We start from the raw sequence: 17578 nt of genomic DNA, 5'->3' as shown, positions 1-17578 counted from the left end.
TTCGTGAAAGAGATGATGACCTCGACACCTCAGGACAGGGCACCGAATTCAACGTATCGTGTGGAACCTTCGGCTGATGCACACACTAACGCATCCGCGCCGAAGGTTCCTCCGCGCACCATGAAGGTGGCACCCGCCCCCGATACCTCGGATAGGTTGAGTGCTTCGGGCACGGGCATTCCGACGGTTCCGGGCACCTCCCTGACGGATGTGGTGCGCAACAACGAGCACGTGTTGCAGGAGTTGCCGCCTCGCCCGATTCCGGCTGCGGATGAGATTAATACGAACGCGTCGGTGCCGGACATTTTGCGTCAGCATTGGGCGCTGTTCCTGCGCAACGGTAAGGAGCAGCGTCGTCACCTGTATGCGGTGCTTCGTGCTGAGGGTTTTGCCCGTAATGTGTTGACGATTCTGTTCCACATTCCGGCCGCTTCTTCGGCGTTTGCGCTGTATATTCTGTTGGCGAGCCACCTGGGTAGCGTGCATGATGGCGGCTATGCGGTGGCGGCATTTACTGGCGCGTATTCGGTGCAGATTATGCTCGGCCCGATGCTGGTGCGTGCCCTGGGTTTGCGGGCGTTGCTGGCGATTACGTCGATACTGAATATTGCTGCGGTGTTGAACATGCTGGTCATTGGGTGGCGTTTGACGGTTGACCCGAATAACGTGAGTACGACCTACCATGCGCTCTCGTGTGTGGCGATGGGTTTCACGACTCCGCCGTGGACTCCGTTTGCTCTTGAGTCGCTGTACCGCCGTAACTATCAGTACAGCGATATTCGCTTGTCGACTGCGGTGTCGTGGGGTACTACGGCGAACATGTCGATGCATCCGCTGGCTGCTCTGCTGGTGTGGCTGGGCGATGCGTACATCACCCCGAAACATGAGTATGGGGGCTTCTGGATCACGATTATTCTGGACGCTTTGCTGTTCGTTGTGGTGCTGGTGGCACCGAGGGTTCTGCCGGATATTTCGCGTATTCGTATGGCTCCGCCGCAGAATCTGGTGCGTCCGAGCCGTCAGACGGTGGTGCTGATTCTTGGCCTGGTGCTGCTGGGCGCGTGCATGGGTGCGGTTGGTTCTGGTCTGCTGGGCTTCTCGCTGATTCACGGTTCAATGAACCTGTTTATGGCGATGGTTGCGACCGGTACCGGCGCGCTCGTGGTGGTGGCTTTCCCCGTGGTTCTGGGTGGCCGTTCGGTGAACCCGTGGCACGGCTGGCTGGTGAGCGGTATTCTGCTGATTATGGCGGCGCTGTATTTGCCGGCGAGCGATGATACGTCCACGATTTTCTATGCGCTGGTTCTCTGCGGGGCGGTGCTGGGCGTGGCGTTTGGCGGCCATGAGCTGTGGCTAAATCGTTCGCTGAAGCATATTCCTGATGCGCAGGCAAGCTTCTTTACCCGTTCGATGCTGGGTATTGGTCTAGCGCTGGGCAGCATGTGGGGCGGCTATATGGGCGATGCCCCGTATTACCGTAATGCGTTTATGGTTCCGGTGATTATTGCGACTCTGTATTTTGCGTTGGGTCATTTGTACGGCTACCTGTGGCGTGAGGAGCATGAGGAGCAGCTGGCTCCTTTGGCGGAGACGGAACGCGTCTAGTTTGGGTCGCTGCTAGTTCCTTGCCGATAGCTTGAGCGTGATGAGCGTGTGATAAAAGGCGGATGCCCCGCCACCTTCTGCAGGTGGTGGGGCATCCGCCTTTTGTGTATCGGCTTTTTCGCCTCGGTGCGAGGCTGCCGGTTTAGTGACCGCGCTTGATCCATGCCGGAAGTTCGGGTGCTTCCAGGCCGATGCCGGTGCTGTCGCCGTGGCCGGTGAGGACCGCGGTGGACTCGGGCAGGGTCAGCAGGCGGGTCGAGATCGACTCGATGATGGTGTCGAAGTCGCTGTAGGAGCGTCCGGTTGCGCCGGGGCCGCCGTTGAAGAGGGTGTCGCCGGAGAAGACGACGCCTTCGCTGTTCTCCCAGCTGAGGGTGGGTGCGTAGAAGCACACGGAGCCGGGGGAGTGGCCGGGGGTGGCGAGGACCTTCAGTTCGGTGTCGCCGATGCGCAGTACGTCGCCGTCAGCGAGTTCGTGGTCGAAATCCCAGGAGGGGTACACCATTTCCCAGAGCACACGGTCGGCGGGGTTCAGGTAGACGGGTGCGCCGAAGCGTTCTGCTGCTTCCTTGGCGCTGCGGATGTGGTCGTCGTGGGCGTGGGTCAGCAGAATCTTCTCCACGGTGCGGCCTGCGACGGTGCGGGAGATCTTGTCGACGTCGTGGGCGGGATCAATGATGATTACGGAGGAGTCATTGCCGATAATCCAGACGTTGTTGTCGACGTCCCAGCAGCCGCCGTCCAGCGAGAAGGTGCCGGAGGTGACGACTCGTTCAATACGTTCGCTCACGCTACGCTCCTAGAGTTCCACGACCGAGCGCAGCACGCGGCCGGTCTTCATGGTTTCGAATGCTTCGTTGACGTCTTCGAGGCGGATGCGCTCGGAGACGAAGCCGTCCAGATCGAGGCGGCCGAGCAGGTACTGGTCCACGAATTCGGGGAAGTCGCGGGAGGGCAGGGTGTCGCCGTACCATGCGCTCTTGATGGAGCCGCCGCGGCCGAACACCTCGTCCAGCGGGATGTCCCAGGTGGTGCCGGGCGCGGGCACGCCGACGAGGACGACGCGGCCAGCCAGGTCGCGTGCTTCGAATGCCTGCTTGAAGGTGGGGGCGATGCCGACAGCGTCGATGACGAGGTCTGCACCGAAGCCGCCGGTGAGTTCCTTGATGGCCTCGACGGGGTCGACCTTGGAAGAGTTCACGGTGTGGGTTGCGCCGTGCTCGCGTGCGCGTGCCAGCTTCTCTTCGTCGATGTCGACGGCGATGATGGTGGTTGCGCCACCGAGCTGTGCGCCCGCAATTGCTGCGGTGCCGACGCCGCCGCAGCCGATGACTGCGACGGACTCGCCGCGCTTGAGCTCACCGGTGTTCAGAACAGCCCCCAGACCTGCGGTAACGCCGCAACCGAGCAGACCGATGGCTGCGTACTGTTCGGGGCTGATGTCAGCGGTGATCTTGGTGCACTGACCGGCTGCGACGAGGGTCTTCTCAGCGAAGGAGCCGATACCCAGTGCGGGGGTGAGTTCGGTGCCGTCCTCGAGGGTCATCTTCTGGGTTGCGTTGTGGGTTGCGAAGCAGTACTGCGGCTGGCCCTTGCGGCATGCGCGGCATTCGCCGCAGACTGCACGCCAGTTGAGGATGACCAGGTCGCCGGGGGCGATGTCGGTGACGTCATCGCCGACAGCCTCGACGATACCTGCGGACTCGTGGCCGAGCAGGTAGGGGAAGTCCTGGCCGACGCCGCCGGTGACGTAGTGGTGGTCGGTCTGGCAGACACCGCAGGTGAGGACCTTGACGAGTGCTTCGCCCTTGCCGGGGTCGGGTACGTTGATGGTGGTGACGGTGACGGGCGCGTCCTGGGCGAGGGCTACGACAGCCTTAACCTTGTGCATGGTGCTCCTTTGCTGAGGCACGGTTGAGGTTCAACCGCAGATAAAGGTTTTTTGATACGTTCCCATTCTAAGAGCTAAGGCATACCTGATGCACCCCGGGGCTGAGCGTGAAGCCCCCAGGTGAATGTGACGTTTTATGACGTTGTCTCTTACTCCTCCCGGAACCCGCGTAGCCTGCGGCTACTTACTCTGCCGCCTCCACCTCTGCTGCAAAGGCGAGCGCACCGCGTCGGAATGCGCCCGAGGTCAGTGCATTCACGTGGTCGCGGCCGGGCAGGGAGATGAAGCGGTTGAGCGGGTTGTTGCCGCGCACCATGTCGTAGAGTTCCGCACCGTCTGCGGCGATGGTGTCCGCGTCACCGAGCACGACAGCAACGGGTGCGTGCGGATGGGCGCCCGGGCGGCCCGCAGGCAGGTCGGGGGATCCGGCACGCAGTGCGGGCACGTCGAAGAAGGGACCGAAGGGAATCCGCACGAACTTCAGCAGCGCATCGGGCTGAATGGGGGAGTTGTCAATAATCGAGGTGAAGGAGGCAATCGCCTCGTCGGTGGAGTCCGCCGCCGGGGTTTCTGCGCTCGCGGAGGCGCTGGTACCCTCGTGCGCTTCGAGCATGGCGCGCAGGGTAATGAGGTGGTCGTGTAGGGGCAGGCCGCCCAGGGTGAGGGATGCGACCGCCTCCGGGTGGGTGAGGGCGAGTTCCCAGCCGACGCGGGCGCCGAAGGAGAAGCCAATAACGTGCGCGCGCGGCTGCAGTTCAACGTCGAGGTCGTTCTCGGTGGCGACGGTGCGCAGCAATTGGGCGAGCATAGTGGTGAACAGGTGCATGGGGGTCAGCGGCTGAGCTGCCACATCGATAGGGGGCACCGCATCGACAGAGGGCGCCGCATCGACAGAGGGCGCCGCATCGAACGGAATCGTGCCACTACGCACACCCGTGTTGTTGGGGAGCTTGCAGTCGATAGCGCGCATGGACTCGGGGTCTTTGAGATATTCGTCCGAGTGGTAGGGCAGGGTAACAATCAGCACGGGGTATCCGGCGCGCAGGTATTGGCGGATCCAGCCGGTGCCGCCGTAGAGCTGTTCGCCGCGGGTGGCGAAGCCGTGAATCATGAGGGCGGGAATCCGGCTTTTGAGCTGTTGCGGCTGGTAGAGGGTGTACTCGAGGTCGGGGAGAACGACGGCGGGTGCTGCGGCATCGGGCGCATCAACATTGGGTGTAGCGGCGTTGGGTACAGCAAAGGGCGCGGGAGAGAAATCTGCACTGGTCATATGTCTATCTTAGTGACCAGCGCAGGGTTTCTGTCCTGCGCCCTTTTCTATCTCGCGCCCTTGATGCGTTGAGGCGGTACGCGCTCAGCTGAGCTGCCGCTTAGTTCTTCTGTGCCGCACCGGTTGAGTTATCGGTGCCCAGGTCGAAGAGCGCCTCCTGCTGAGGTTCAGCCTTTGCGCTCGCTTCTGCCTTCGCCGCGGTTGCCTCAGAAGCCTGAGTTTCGGCGGCATCGGCCTTCGCCTGCTTCTGCTGCAGCTGCTCCTTACCGTTTTCGATGCGTTCCTTACCGTCGGCGATGAGGGTGCGAATCATGGTCGTGTTGGTGTCCACCGCCTTCTGCACGCGAGCGGCAATGGAGGGGCCCTTCGGCTTGGGGAGCATGCCCTGGCCTGCCGCCTGCTGCTGCAGTTCGCGTCCGGCGGACATGAGGCGTTCGCGCTGTTCTTTCATCGCACGGGATGCGGTGGTGCTGCGCGGCTGAACCTTCAGGTGTCCGTGGTCGTCTTCGCCGGCGAGTACCTGGCGCATGAGCATGATTTCTGCGTCCAGGTGTGCGCCGAAGAGGAGCATATTGTTCATAATCCAGATGAACAGCAGCATCACGATCACACCACCAATGAGGCCGTAGGTGGCGTTGTACTTGCTGAAGTTGTTGGCGTAGAGGGTGAAGCCAAAACCGCCCAGGCTCATGCCGAAGAGCGCCAGCGCCGCACCGGGGGAGAGCTTCCACTGTTTGAAGCGGCGCACGTTCGGGGTTGCGGCGTAGAGCAGAGTGATCAGGGCGATTGCCATGAACAGGATGAGGACCCAGCGGCCGTTAAGCCAGATGAGCTTGATGAGCTCCATATCCACGGTTTCGGGTACATACCGACCGACCATGTCCAGGACGGTTACACCCAGCAGCATCATGAGCATCATGAGTACCACGAGGATGATAATCACGGTGGTGACGAAGACGTTCAGCGGCTTGAGAATCCAGCCGGGGCGGCCTTCACGCACGTTGTAGACCGTGTTGAGAGCTCGGCCGAAGGATCCGGTGTACCCGGAGGCGGACCAGAGCGCACTGAGGATACCGGTCAACAGCACCAGGCCTGCGCCATGGTCGCCGGTAATCTGCTTGATGGGGTCTTCCATAATGGCGTACATCTGGGCGGGCGCGTTGTCCTTGAGGAAGGCGAGGATGACGGCGGCGCTTTCCTCACCGTGACCGAATACGCCCAGTAGGGAGACGATCGCCAGCAGGGCGGGGAAGATGGACAGCACGGTGAAGTAGGTGAGTGCTGCCGCCATATCGGTGCCGCCGTTTGCGCCGAATTTGTAGATGGCACGGCGCAGAATGTAGAGGATGCTGCCCTTGGGGAAGTCGCGCAGTTTCACGCTTGCGTACTTGGGGGCTGCGGGCTTCTTCTTACGGGAGAAGAGTCCGCGTCGAGCTCCGGCGGGTACCTGGGTTGAGGAGGTGTCCGTGGAAGAGCCGGTGTGTGCAGCCAATGGGGCTCCTTGAATGAGTGGGGTGTACACAGTGGTGCGCCTATGAGCTTCAGCGTGTGGGCGCACAGAAGGGGCGAGGAGAACAATGAGCTGTCCTTCCCGCCCCTGCGGTGACATTATAGGGTCTTCTAACCCTCCCGCATTTTTCTGCGAGTGCAGATAGCTGACCTATCGGTCAGTTAGAGAGGGTAACCGCCCCGAAAAGCCTCAAAAAAGGCTTGTCAGCTAGGGTATAAAGCTACCTGCTGAGCCTAACTGAAAACTAGTTGTGAATACCCAGAACCTTAGCGGTGTGAGCCATCAGCTCATCAGCCAGATCCGGGTTGTCGTTGAGCTTCACACCGTAACCGGGGATAAGCTCCTTCAAACGGGGCTCCCAACCGGCAATCTTGGAGGGGAAGCACTTAGCCAGCAGGTTCAGCATAATCGGAGCCGCGGTGGAAGCACCGGGGGATGCACCCAGCAAAGCCGCGATGGAGCCGTCCGCTGCGGAGACAACCTCGGTACCGAACTGCAGGATGCCGCCCTTCTTTGCGTCCTTCTTCATGATCTGAACGCGCTGACCAGCTTCGATGAGCTCCCACTCGCCGCCGTCAGCCTCGGGGTAGTACTGGTGCAGGGTCTCCAGGCGAGCGTTCTTGTCCTTGACCAGCTCGGAGAGCAGGTACTTGACCAGGGAGAAGTTATCCAGACCTGCACGGGTCATGGGGTATAGGTTGTGCAGGCGCAGGGACTTCGGCAAATCCAGTACGGAACCCTGCTTCAAGAAGTTTGTCTTGAAACCGGCGTAGGGTCCGAAGAGCAGAGCACGCTTGCCGTCCACGTAGCGGGTGTCCAGGTGGGGAACAGACATGGGAGGTGCACCCACCGAAGCCTGACCGTACACCTTAGCGTTGTGCTGGTTTGCGGTTGCCTCGTGGGTGTTGCGCAGGAACAGACCGGAGACGGGGAAGCCGCCGTAGCCCTTACCCTCTTCAATGCCGGACTTCTGTAGCAGATGCAGGGCGCCACCGCCGGCGCCGAGGAACACGAACTTCGCGTTGATGCTCAGAGGCTCATCCTTGTTGATGCGGTTAATCGCCTCAACCTGCCAGGAACCGTTCGATTCGCGGTTCAGGTTGGTGACCTGGTAGCCGTAGCGAACCTCAACACCCTTGGTCTGCAGGTAATCGACCAGCTGCTCGGTGAGGGAGCCGAAGTTCACATCGGTACCTTCGGGGGACCAGGTTGCAGCCATCGGCTCGTTACCCTTGCGGCCCTTGACGGTCAGCGGTGCCCATTCGCCAATCTTCTCGCGGTCATTGGAGAACTGCATACGCTCGAAGAGCTTCTCCTTGCGGAAAGAATCGTAGCGCGCAGCCAGGTACTTGGAGTGGTCTTCGCCGAAGACCAGGGACATGTGGGGGACCGGGTTGATGAAGCTGGTGTCAGTCAGAATATTCTTCTCAGTCAGGGAAGCCCAGAATTGGCGGGAAACCTGGAACTGCTCGTTAATGTTCAGCGCCTTAGCTGCCGAGACGGTGCCGTCGGGGCCAGCGGGTGCGTAGTTGAGTTCGCATAGCGCCGAGTGGCCGGTACCTGCGTTATTCCAGGGGTTGGAGGATTCCTGAGCAACCTTGTCGAGGCGTTCGAGCAGGATAATATTCCAGGTCGGTTCGAGCTCCTTGAGGAACACGCCGAGGGTGGCGCTCATGATGCCGCCGCCGACCAGGACGACGTCGGTTCGTTCAGTACGTGCTACCACTGAATTCTCCCTTAGGGGTGCGGGTGCCCGGCCTGGGCACAATGACTGTGGGGTACATCATCTAGCCTACTCCTTTTAGCGGGGTTGGCATAGCTAGAATCAGCAAATAACAGGAGAGTGTTGCAGTTCACATGTTAGCTTCCCTGGAGGGTAAAAACCCTCCAGAGCACGCCAAACATGCGCACAATGCAACACTCAAACCTGAACTGCCTACAACTTACGCAGTTTTCCAAACAGCTCAATCGCATTCTGCTCCGTCTGATAGCCCTGAACCTCACGGCTCACCGCCACCTTAGACGTCACATTCAGCAACGGAACCGCCGGCATGAACTGACCCAACTGAGACACAACCTTCGCATACAACTCGCGCTGCGAATCCACCGAATCGGCAGAGTCCGCGGTACGAATCGCCTCCAAAATCTCAGTAAAACGAGGCGACGGTGCCACCGCCACAGCAGTAGGCGACGGCGAAGGTGACGCCGACGGGCTCGGCGAAGCCGAAGCCGAAGCCTCCTCCTCAGGCGTCAACGGGTCCGGCGAATAACTCGGCTGCGGGCTCGGAGTCGCAGAAATCCGCACATTCGAATTCGCACCACCCGACGACGGCACATCAGAACTCTTCTTCATCAAACCAGTCGTCATATCCGACGGCGCATTCGTAATCAACGAACGCACCTGATGCTCAGCAATCAGCGGCGCCAACACCGGACCAAAGAACGCATACGGGTCACGGTACATGCTGTAGAAACCCGCCAACGTAATACCGCGCTCAGAAGAAACCTCACGGCTCTTCGACAGATACTCAGCCCACGGCAGAGGCACAGGCTTAATATTTAGGCCCACCTCAATCAGCGAAGCCACCATCTCCGAATACACCTTCTGCGGAGTATCCATCCACGGCAGAGACACATCGGCAGGGTAGTAACACTCAATCACCTGATTGTCGTACCCAGCAGTCGCCAACAGCGAGCGCGCCATATCCTGATTACGGTCCGTGTAATCCTTCGCGTCATCAGCCTTAATGCGGAACGACGGCGAAATCAGCGTCTGCGCATCCGAGGTGCCCTGCGGATAATACTGACGTAGTGCACCGCGATCCACAGCATGCGAAATAGCGCGACGCACCGAAATATTCTTCAACACCGGATGCGCCGTATTCAAACCCAAATACACCAGCGAGAACGGGTCACGGCCCGGCGTCTGATAGCCATCACGCGCCAACTGACCCAGATCAGACGAATTCACCTGATCACACGCATCAATGTGACCCTCCATCAGCGCAAAATAACGCTTATCCGACGAAGTGAGGGTCGAAATCTGAATCTCATCCAGCTCAGGTGCCTGACCATCAAAATGGGTATTCTTCAGCAAGCGAACCGTGCCGGCCTCGAACGACTCCACACGGAACGCACCCGTACCCACCGGGTTACCCGTCAGCTTCTGATCCGCACCAAAAAGCGAAGGATCAATAATGCCAAACGCCTGCTGCGTCAAAATACGCGGGAACGCCAGAGAAGGACGCGACAGCGTCACCACCACAGAGTTACCCTTCGCCACCACGGACGAAACCAGCGGCAAGAACGACTGCACCACAGAGGACTGAGCGGAATCCGACTTCTGCGCACCCTTCTTCTCACCCGGATGCGCAGCATCAGAAGCCGATGCAGAAGCCGACGCGCTCGGAGTAGCAGTAGCGGAAGCAGACGGGGAAGCACTTGCAGAAGCAGACGCACTCACTGAAGCAGACGGGGTAGCCGCACCTGACGGAGACGCCTGAACAGGCGCAGGCTCCACCGCCGAAGGATCAATAGAACCCGGCTTCGGCACACCAAAACCCCACGCAAACAACGGCTGAGCAGGCACCGCCAAAGCAACAGTACCCTCACCCGTAGCCAACGCCTGCCACCTCTGGAAATTCTGCACCACAGCATCCGCAGACAACGCAGAACCGTTACTAAAATGCGCCTCACGCAACACAAACGTATGCACCAAACGGTCATCAGAAACCGTCCACTCACTACACAACGAATCCTGAACCTCAGGATCACCCGTGTAATGATTCGCCACCAACAACGTCTGCAAAACCTGCGCCGTCACCTGATACGTACTCGCCACAGGAAACAACGCCGGATCCAAACCCAACGGCGCCGCACCCTGCGCAAAACGAAACACACGACGCGCATCAGCAGACGACGCGCTCGCACTCGCCGAAGAACCTACAGACGAACCAGCAGAAGACTGACCAGAACACGCAGAAAGCGCCAAACCAGCACTAAAAAGCGCGCCAAAACGCAAAACGGCACGTCGACTCAAGCCACTCGAGCCGGCAGTGGCTCGCAGCAGCGCATCAGAACTGCCAACAGCTGACGATGCATAAGGCTGATGCTGCACGGGAGGGTCCTCTCTTCCGTCGCGGATGCTTATCTCTCAGGATAACGGTTCAACACCCAACCGGGCGAGACACACCCACCACGGCAAGGCACATGCAAGAGAACCCGCCGCCACGAAAACCGTGACGGCGGGCCCAATGTGAATGTGTGTGCGCGAGGGGGGACTTGAACCCCCACGCCATAAGGCACAGGAACCTAAATCCTGCGTGTCTGCCAATTTCACCACTCGCGCGTAGCGTCACCCCACATCCGAAGATGCATGCGTCTGAGGCAACAAAAAATTAGTGTACACCAGGAACCAAGGTTCTCCAAGCCTTAAAAGAAGCCCCCATAGGGCAAAAAGTCCGCAAACACGCCGAACAACAGCCCCCTCAAGAAGCAGTAGAACAGCGATACGCAAACCCCAAAAAACGTGACCCTACTTCGGGTCAATACCCAAATCACGACGCAACTTCGCCACGTGACCCGTCGCACGCACATTGTACTGAGCCACAGAAATAACACCCTGCTCATCAATCACAAACGTCGAACGAATCAGGCCCTCATACACCTTGCCGTAATTCTTCTTCTCACCCCACGCACCATACGCCTCAGCCACCGCATGATCAGCATCAGACAGCAGCGGGAACGTCAACGACTCCTTCTCCACAAAACGAGCAATAGCCGCCGGCGAATCCGGAGAAACACCCAACACCACGTAACCCAACGACTTCAACGACGCCAAATTATCGCGGAAATCGCACGCCTCCTTCGTGCAACCCGGAGTCGAAGCCTTCGGATAAAAATACAAAATCACCTTGCTACCCGCATAATCACTCAGGCTATGTTTCTTACCCGACGCATCAGCAAGGGTAAAAGCAGGCGCCGGGGTGCCCGGCTCAAGACGAACGCTCATCAATAACTCCTCAAAACATCAATAGAGATCAGCAGGGGAGCGGCGGATGCGCCCCACACAGTACCAAGGGCGGACGCGCCCCATGCAATACACACAGTCTAGTGTCCCACACACCCCACCCAAACAATGTGTCCAGGCTCACTCCAAATCAACTTGCGCACACCACAAAAACTCGCGTATAGTATTTTTCTGTTGCAAGGGAAACCTTGAAACAAGCAAGCGCCTCTAGCTCAATTGGCAGAGCAATTGACTCTTAATCAATGGGTTCTGGGTTCGAGTCCCAGGGGGCGCACTTCAAAGAAAATCCCGCTGATTCTTCGGAATCGGCGGGATTTTTGCGTTCCCCGAATAAATACAGTTTTTGAGCTTGAGGAGCTTGTGTCCGGCTTTGTTTCTGATGATGCGCGTCGCATGTTTCCTCCGCGCCTACGCAGGGGCACCCGTCACCCGGACGCTCCACACCTCCTTGCTTCGCTGCGGAGAGCGTCCGTGTGACACCCTGAGGGCGCATCCGGAAAACGCGGCGCGCTACCGATGTGCCGCCCCGCTCCTCTTTACGTCCTGTGGTTCAGTGGTTCGCGAAATCTCGCCGGTCCGTTGGGTTAGGCGGTGGTTCAGTATGTGCGCCCCGTGCCTAGCGAACTGGCGCGGGGGAGGCTGTCGCGGTTTAGTGTGTTGCGTGGTGGTTGGGTGTTTTGCGTGTGGGGCGGGGAGGGCTGTCGCCTTTTAGCGTTTTGTCTGTTGGCAAATCTGGTGCGCGCCGAGGCGCCGGTGCCGTCCGTAGCGACATCAGGGTGCCCGAAGCGAAGCGAGGGCGGGTGCCCCTGTAGGAGCGAGGACGTGCACCGCCCCTCAAGCCAGCAACGTGGCAGACTTAAGGCACACGAAAGCCCGCCACCGTCACACAACAGCAGCGGGCAATCATTTCGAAAAGTCTCTGTTACAGGACCGGCCAAATCCGCGTCACAAACTCACGGAAATCCTCCACATCCTTACCCTGCTCCAACAGGCCAGTACCAAGGTGAGTCGCAACCTCAGCATTATCCTCAAACGACAAATAAAACGAGCTGCCATTCACCGACTCAAGCGTCACCGCATCATCACCCACACGATACGCATGCAGAGCATTCGTATTATCAATCGTCGTTGCCGTACCCGCAGGCGTCAACGCCGGCAAATTCACCGGAGCAATAATCACCTCATCAGGCGCATCCTGATACCCAACAATAAAATGCTGCTGATCAGGATACTGATGCAACGCCAAATCAGGATTACGGTAAACCGCACGGCCCGTCGCATACACCAAATTGTATGCACCGTAATTAATAATCTGCTCGTCAAAAACCGGGTGCAGAACTCGGATAAGTTCCTCACCCGTCAAAAACACGTCACTCTCAACAGAGTTACGGGGGTCAACAACCTCTGCGTACTTACTTGCTTCGGTCAGCTCATCAGCGACCGGGATGATCGGTTCGGTCATAGCTTCAGTCTACCGGGGCAACCAACGAAGGTCACGAGTATTCGCACATATTACGCGCCATGACGTCCAAAAATGCGAGTTTTTCTCACCTGTTCAAATGAACACGTGGGAATGTGTCAACAAGCGCAATGTGTCCACATCATGAAAGAAAGTATCTGACCTGCGCCTTTATAAACAAAAACGGGCGTGTTGCTCGATAGAGATTTGACTCACCCCTTCTTGGGGCGCACCATAGAAGGGTGAAGACAGCAATGTTCCAGCGAATTCTACGCCTTGTCGACGTCGCCTAGGGCGCGTGGCAGGGTCTATTCACTGCGACTGAGCGCCCCTACCGCTACCACCAACAGCGAGGGGCATTTTTTATAGCTTGGTACCCCCGGGCATAGGATGCGTGAGGATCACACAAACCCCACGCAGAACATTGAGTACAACGAAGAACCATTAAGACACGAGGCATTTCCATGACTATGGGATTTTCCACTTCTGATGACGCGGCAAACGCTCCCGCAGAACGCATGACCGGTTCTCAGGCAATCGTCCGCACCCTCGAAGACCTGGGTGTGACTGACGTATTCGGCCTGCCTGGTGGAGCCATTCTGCCGACCTATGACCCCCTGTACGACTCCAAGAAGGTCCGCCACATCCTGGTCCGCCACGAGCAGGGCGCAGGCCACGCCGCTCAGGGCTACGCAGTGTCCAGCGGCAAGACCGGCGTGTGCATCGCAACCTCCGGCCCCGGCGCAACCAACCTGCTGACCGCAATCGCTGACGCAAACATGGACTCCATCCCCCTGGTCGCAATCACCGGCCAGGTGTCCACTAAGCTGCTGGGCTCTGACGCATTCCAGGAAGCTGACATCGTCGGCATGGCAATGCCCATCTCCAAGCACTCCTTCATGATCACCGACCCGCAGGACATCCCCCGCGCGCTCGCAGCAGCATTCCACATTGCATCCACCGGCCGCCCCGGCCCCGTGCTCGTGGACGTCACCAAGGACGCACAGGTCGGCATGATGGAATACCGCGGCATTCCTGAGGACCTGGAGCTACGCGGCTACACCCCCGTCACCCGCGGCCACTCCAAGCAGATTCACGAAGCTGCAAAGTTCATCACCGAATCCAAGCGCCCCGTCTTCTACGTCGGCGGTGGCCTGGTCCGCGCAGGTGCTTCCGAAGAGTTCCACAAGCTGGCTAAGCTCATCGGCGCACCCGTCGTCACCACCCTGAACGCTATCGGTGCATTCCCCGACTCTGACCCCCAGAACCTCGGCATGCCCGGCATGCACGGCACCGTTCCCGCCGTCGCCGCAATGCAGAAGTCTGACCTGCTGATCACCCTCGGCGCACGCTTCGACGACCGCGTCACCGGTAAGCTCGACTCCTTCGCACCCGAAGCTAAGGTCATCCACATTGACGTTGACCCGGCAGAAATCTCGAAGATCCGCTTCGCGGATGTTCCGATCGTCGGCGACCTCAAGTACGTACTGCCCGAGCTGACCGACCTGCTCTCCACCGAGTTCGCAGACCAGCTGCCGAACCTCACCGAATGGTGGAACGAGCTGAACGTCATCCGCAAGGATTACCCGCTCGGCTACGAAAAGCCCAACGACGGCCTCGGCTCGCCCGAATACGTCCTCGAGCGCATCAGCGCCCTCACCGGCCCCGACGCATACTACGTCACCGGCGTTGGCCAGCACCAGATGTGGGGTGCACACTACATTCAGCAGGAGAGCCCCCGCCACTTCGTCAGCTCCGCTGGTCTGGGTACCATGGGCTACGGCGTGCCCGCAGGTATGGGCGCAAAGGTCGCACACCCCGAATCCACCGTGTGGGTTATCGACGGCGACGGCTGCTTCCAGATGACCAATCAGGAACTGGTCACCTGTGCACAGAACAACATCCCCATCAAGGTTGCTATCATCAACAACTCCTCCCTCGGCATGGTGCGCCAGTGGCAGACCCTGTTCTACAACGAGCGCTACTCCAACACCGACCTGAAGGACGGCCACGGCACCGTACGCATCCCCGACTTCGTCAAGCTCGGCGAAGCATACGGCTGCGCAACCTTCCGTTGCGAACGCGACGAAGACGTGGACGCAACCATCAAGGCTGCCCTCGAAATCAACGACCGCCCCGTCGTCATTGACTTCACCGTCAGCCCCCACGCCCTCGTCTGGCCCATGGTCCCGGCAGGCGTTTCTAATGACAAGATTTGGATTGCGAAGAACACTTCGCCCGAGTTCGATCGTGAGGGAGAGAACTAATGTCTCAGCACACTCTGTCCGTTCTGGTAGAAGATAAGCCGGGCGTTCTCACCCGCGTCTCCGGCCTGTTCTCCCGCCGACTGTTCAACATCCTCTCCCTGGCTGTGGGCCCCACCGAAAACCCCGGTGTCTCCCGCATCACCGTCGTAACCGAAGGTGACGCTCACACCATCGAGCAGATTACTAAGCAGCTGAACAAGCTTGTTCACGTGCTGAAGGTCGTCGAGCTTCCCGCAGACTCCTCCACCCAGCGTGGTCACATCCTGATTAAGGTCAAGGCAGACGCAGTAGCACGCCTGCAGATTGTTCAGGCAGCTGACCTGTTCCGTGCATCCGTGATTGACGTTTCCCCCGAGTCTGTTGTCATCGAGGCAACCGGTTCTGAGGAGAAGCTCAATGCACTTCTGGATGTTCTGGAGCCTTACGGTGTTCGCGAAATCGTTCGCGCAGGCACCATCGGCCTGGCACGTGGCCCCCGCGCCATGAGCGAGCGCATCTAACACCCACCAGGGTGTCATACCAACCCCGCATTAGCGGGGGATAGCTTCGGGTATCGCACCGCTTCGACCGGGAAACCGGCGGCGATGCGATACCCGCCCCTATGGGCTCACAGACCTTCCGGATACTTCAGATGCTGAGAAGTACTCTCGACAGCCCGCAACTAAACAGCTTTCAAGTAGAATAGTCAATGTTGAGCCCAGCCTGGGCCGCATACCAAACTTACTGAGGAGAAGAAATGGCAGCAACCATTTTCTACAACGACGACGCAGACCTCTCCCTGATTCAGGGCCGCACCGTAGCAGTTATCGGCTACGGCTCCCAGGGCCACGCACACGCACTGAACCTGCGTGACTCCGGCGTGAAGGTCATCGTCGGTCTGTCCGAGGGCTCCAAGTCCCGTGCCAAGGCTGAGGCAGAAGGCCTGCGCGTCGCAACCGTTGCAGAAGCAGCAGCAGAAGCAGACGTCATTATGATCCTGACCCCGGACCAGGTCCAGGCAAAGGTCTACGCAGAGAGCATCGAACCCCACCTGAAGCCCGGCAACGCACTGTTCTTCGCACACGGCTTCAACATCCGCTTCGGCTACATCACCGCACCCGAGGGTGTCGACGTGGCAATGGTCGCCCCCAAGGGCCCCGGCCACACCGTCCGCCGCGAATTCGAAGCAGGCCGCGGCGTTCCCGCCCTGGTTGCAGTTGAGAAGGACGCATCCGGCGAAGCACTCGCACTGGCACTGTCCTACGCAAAGGGCCTCGGCGCAACCCGCGCAGGCGTCATCAAGACCACCTTCACCGAAGAGACCGAGTCCGACCTGTTCGGTGAGCAGGCAGTCCTCTGCGGCTCCACCTCCCAGCTGGTTCAGTACGGCTTCGAGGTTCTGACCGAAGCAGGCTACCAGCCCGAGATTGCTTACTTCGAGGTCCTGCACGAGCTCAAGCTCATCGTTGACCTGATGATCGAGGGTGGCATCGCTAAGCAGCGTTGGTCCATCTCCGACACCGCAGAGTACGGCGACTACGTCTCCGGCCCCCGCGTGATCTCCCCCGAGGTCAAGGAAAACATGAAGGCTGTCCTGGCAGACATCCAGAACGGCAACTTTGCAAAGCGCTTCATGGAAGACCAGGCTGCAGGCGCACCCGAGTTCAAGGAACTGCGCGCAAAGGGTGAGGCACACCCCATCGAGGCAACCGGCCGCAAGCTGCGCGAGCTGTTCTCCTGGAACTCCGTTGACGACGACTACACCGAAGGTTCCGTCGCTCGCTAAACGGTAGCTCAGCAATAGCTTTCTAAGAATCCGGCGTTCCGCCCACACCCCGCTATAGGGGAGGGGCGGGGCGCCGGATTCTTACTGTTTCAAGCTGAACAGCAGCACCCATTAGATATGTGATGCAGTTCATGCTCAATCGAGTTGTGAACACTCACAAAATGCCGTATAGTATTTACTTGTTGCAGGGGAAACCCTGAAAAACAAATAAGCGCCTCTAGCTCAATTGGCAGAGCAATTGACTCTTAATCAATGGGTTCTGGGTTCGAGTCCCAGGGGGCGCACTTCAAAGAAAATCCCGCTGATTCTTCGGAATCGGCGGGATTTTTGCGTTCCCCGAATTTTATAGATTTTGGCTTGAGATATAGATATCCCCTTGCTCTGGTGTTCGATGCTTGGAAGACGGTATTCGCCCTCGTTCCTACAGGGGTGGGGTGGGTGGGTACCTCGCGTCTCCCAAGACTACGGGGTGCACTACATGTTTCCTCCGCGCCTACGCAGGGGCACCCGTCCCCCGGACGCTCCGCTCTTTCCTTGCTTCGCTGCGGAGAGCGTCCGTGTGACACCCTGAGGGCGCTTCCGGAAAACGTAGCTTCCCGGTGGGCACGCCTATACGCAATCTGGCGGGTGCATGGAGGTTTCGGTGGCCTCCGTAGCGACATCAGGGTGCCCGAAGCGAAGCGAGGGCGGGTGCCCCTGTAGGAGCGAGGAGGGTGCCGAACCTCGAGCTAATCCCGCCGCGGGTGGTTCGTGGTTTGGGTGTGCGCCCCGTGCCTAGCGAA

12 protein-coding genes and 3 tRNA genes are annotated in these 17578 nt (G+C 59.3%); 6 read left to right on the top strand and 9 right to left on the bottom strand.

Features of this window, described 5'->3' with window-relative positions; translation table 11 throughout:
• Nucleotides 1-15: 15 nt before the first annotated feature.
• Entirely contained in the window at nt 16-1605 is a 1590-nt protein-coding gene (locus tag O3675_RS02430; RefSeq protein ID WP_371570736.1) for an MFS transporter, read from the top strand.
• 142 nt (nt 1606-1747) lie between these two features.
• Here O3675_RS02430 and O3675_RS02425 read toward each other — a convergent pair whose 3' ends face one another.
• The 8 genes from O3675_RS02425 to bcp form a co-directional block, all read right to left on the bottom strand.
• Complete coding sequence (locus tag O3675_RS02425; RefSeq protein ID WP_005508635.1) at nt 1748-2395, bottom strand: MBL fold metallo-hydrolase; 648 nt, start codon at nt 2393-2395, stop codon at nt 1748-1750.
• A 9-nt stretch (nt 2396-2404) separates the two neighbouring features.
• On the bottom strand, nt 2405-3496 hold the full coding sequence (locus O3675_RS02420) for an S-(hydroxymethyl)mycothiol dehydrogenase (RefSeq protein ID WP_049337814.1): 1092 nt from the start codon (nt 3494-3496) through the stop codon (nt 2405-2407).
• Nucleotides 3497-3680: 184 nt separating this feature from the next.
• A complete protein-coding gene (locus O3675_RS02415) occupies nt 3681-4766 on the bottom strand; it encodes an alpha/beta fold hydrolase (RefSeq protein ID WP_371570733.1) in 1086 nt (361 codons plus the stop codon).
• A gap of 100 nt (nt 4767-4866) precedes the next feature.
• A complete protein-coding gene (locus O3675_RS02410) occupies nt 4867-6258 on the bottom strand; it encodes a YihY/virulence factor BrkB family protein (protein WP_371570730.1) in 1392 nt (463 codons plus the stop codon).
• A gap of 262 nt (nt 6259-6520) precedes the next feature.
• Nucleotides 6521-8002, bottom strand: coding sequence for a malate:quinone oxidoreductase (locus tag O3675_RS02405; protein WP_102033328.1), 1482 nt, complete (start codon nt 8000-8002; stop codon nt 6521-6523).
• Between the two features lie 210 nt (nt 8003-8212).
• Nucleotides 8213-10393, bottom strand: coding sequence for an ABC transporter substrate-binding protein (locus tag O3675_RS02400; protein WP_371570728.1), 2181 nt, complete (start codon nt 10391-10393; stop codon nt 8213-8215).
• A gap of 149 nt (nt 10394-10542) precedes the next feature.
• Nucleotides 10543-10624: transfer RNA gene (locus tag O3675_RS02395), tRNA-Leu, on the bottom strand.
• 186 nt (nt 10625-10810) lie between these two features.
• Nucleotides 10811-11287, bottom strand: a complete 477-nt coding sequence (gene bcp, locus O3675_RS02390) for a thioredoxin-dependent thiol peroxidase (protein WP_314681718.1) — start codon at nt 11285-11287, stop codon at nt 10811-10813.
• 219 nt (nt 11288-11506) lie between these two features.
• On the opposite strand from bcp, the gene O3675_RS02385 reads away from it, so the two are divergent.
• Nucleotides 11507-11579: transfer RNA gene (locus tag O3675_RS02385), tRNA-Lys, on the top strand.
• 648 nt (nt 11580-12227) lie between these two features.
• Here O3675_RS02385 and O3675_RS02380 read toward each other — a convergent pair.
• Nucleotides 12228-12767 carry a hypothetical protein gene (locus O3675_RS02380; protein ID WP_005508644.1) on the bottom strand — a complete coding sequence of 180 codons (540 nt, stop codon included), beginning with the start codon at nt 12765-12767 and terminating at the stop codon, nt 12228-12230.
• Between the two features lie 461 nt (nt 12768-13228).
• Here O3675_RS02380 and O3675_RS02375 point away from each other — a divergent pair, with 461 nt between their 5' ends.
• The 4 genes from O3675_RS02375 (at nt 13229) to O3675_RS02360 (ending at nt 17080) form a co-directional block, all read left to right on the top strand.
• Complete coding sequence (locus O3675_RS02375) at nt 13229-15031, top strand: acetolactate synthase large subunit (protein WP_371570724.1); 1803 nt, start codon at nt 13229-13231, stop codon at nt 15029-15031.
• The gene (ilvN, locus tag O3675_RS02370) at nt 15031-15531 is read left to right on the top strand and encodes an acetolactate synthase small subunit (protein WP_005505523.1); all 501 of its coding nucleotides are present in this window, start codon (nt 15031-15033) and stop codon (nt 15529-15531) included. The genes O3675_RS02375 and ilvN overlap by 1 nt, the downstream gene beginning before the upstream one ends.
• A gap of 236 nt (nt 15532-15767) precedes the next feature.
• Nucleotides 15768-16796, top strand: coding sequence for a ketol-acid reductoisomerase (ilvC, locus tag O3675_RS02365; protein ID WP_005508646.1), 1029 nt, complete (start codon nt 15768-15770; stop codon nt 16794-16796).
• Between the two features lie 211 nt (nt 16797-17007).
• Nucleotides 17008-17080 (top strand) — tRNA-Lys (locus O3675_RS02360).
• Nucleotides 17081-17578: the final 498 nt, after the last annotated feature.

Source organism: Rothia sp. 27098_8_27 (assembly GCF_041432805.1).
In the GTDB taxonomy this organism is placed as follows: Bacteria; Actinomycetota; Actinomycetes; order Actinomycetales; family Micrococcaceae; genus Rothia; species Rothia mucilaginosa.
This window is presented reverse-complemented; position numbering and strand designations above follow the sequence as displayed.

Bases quoted from the DNA above. Each gene is read 5' to 3' on its own strand.
- O3675_RS02430 (WP_371570736.1), top strand. From the start codon at position 16: ATGACCTCGACACCTCAGGACAGGGCACCGAATTCAACGTATCGTGTG.
- O3675_RS02420 (WP_049337814.1), bottom strand. From the start codon at position 3,496: ATGCACAAGGTTAAGGCTGTCGTAGCCCTCGCCCAGGACGCGCCCGTC.
- O3675_RS02415 (WP_371570733.1), bottom strand. From the start codon at position 4,766: ATGACCAGTGCAGATTTCTCTCCCGCGCCCTTTGCTGTACCCAACGCC.
- bcp (WP_314681718.1), bottom strand. From the start codon at position 11,287: ATGAGCGTTCGTCTTGAGCCGGGCACCCCGGCGCCTGCTTTTACCCTT.
- O3675_RS02380 (WP_005508644.1), bottom strand. From the start codon at position 12,767: ATGACCGAACCGATCATCCCGGTCGCTGATGAGCTGACCGAAGCAAGT.
- O3675_RS02375 (WP_371570724.1), top strand. From the start codon at position 13,229: ATGACTATGGGATTTTCCACTTCTGATGACGCGGCAAACGCTCCCGCA.
- ilvN (WP_005505523.1), top strand. From the start codon at position 15,031: ATGTCTCAGCACACTCTGTCCGTTCTGGTAGAAGATAAGCCGGGCGTT.
- ilvC (WP_005508646.1), top strand. From the start codon at position 15,768: ATGGCAGCAACCATTTTCTACAACGACGACGCAGACCTCTCCCTGATT.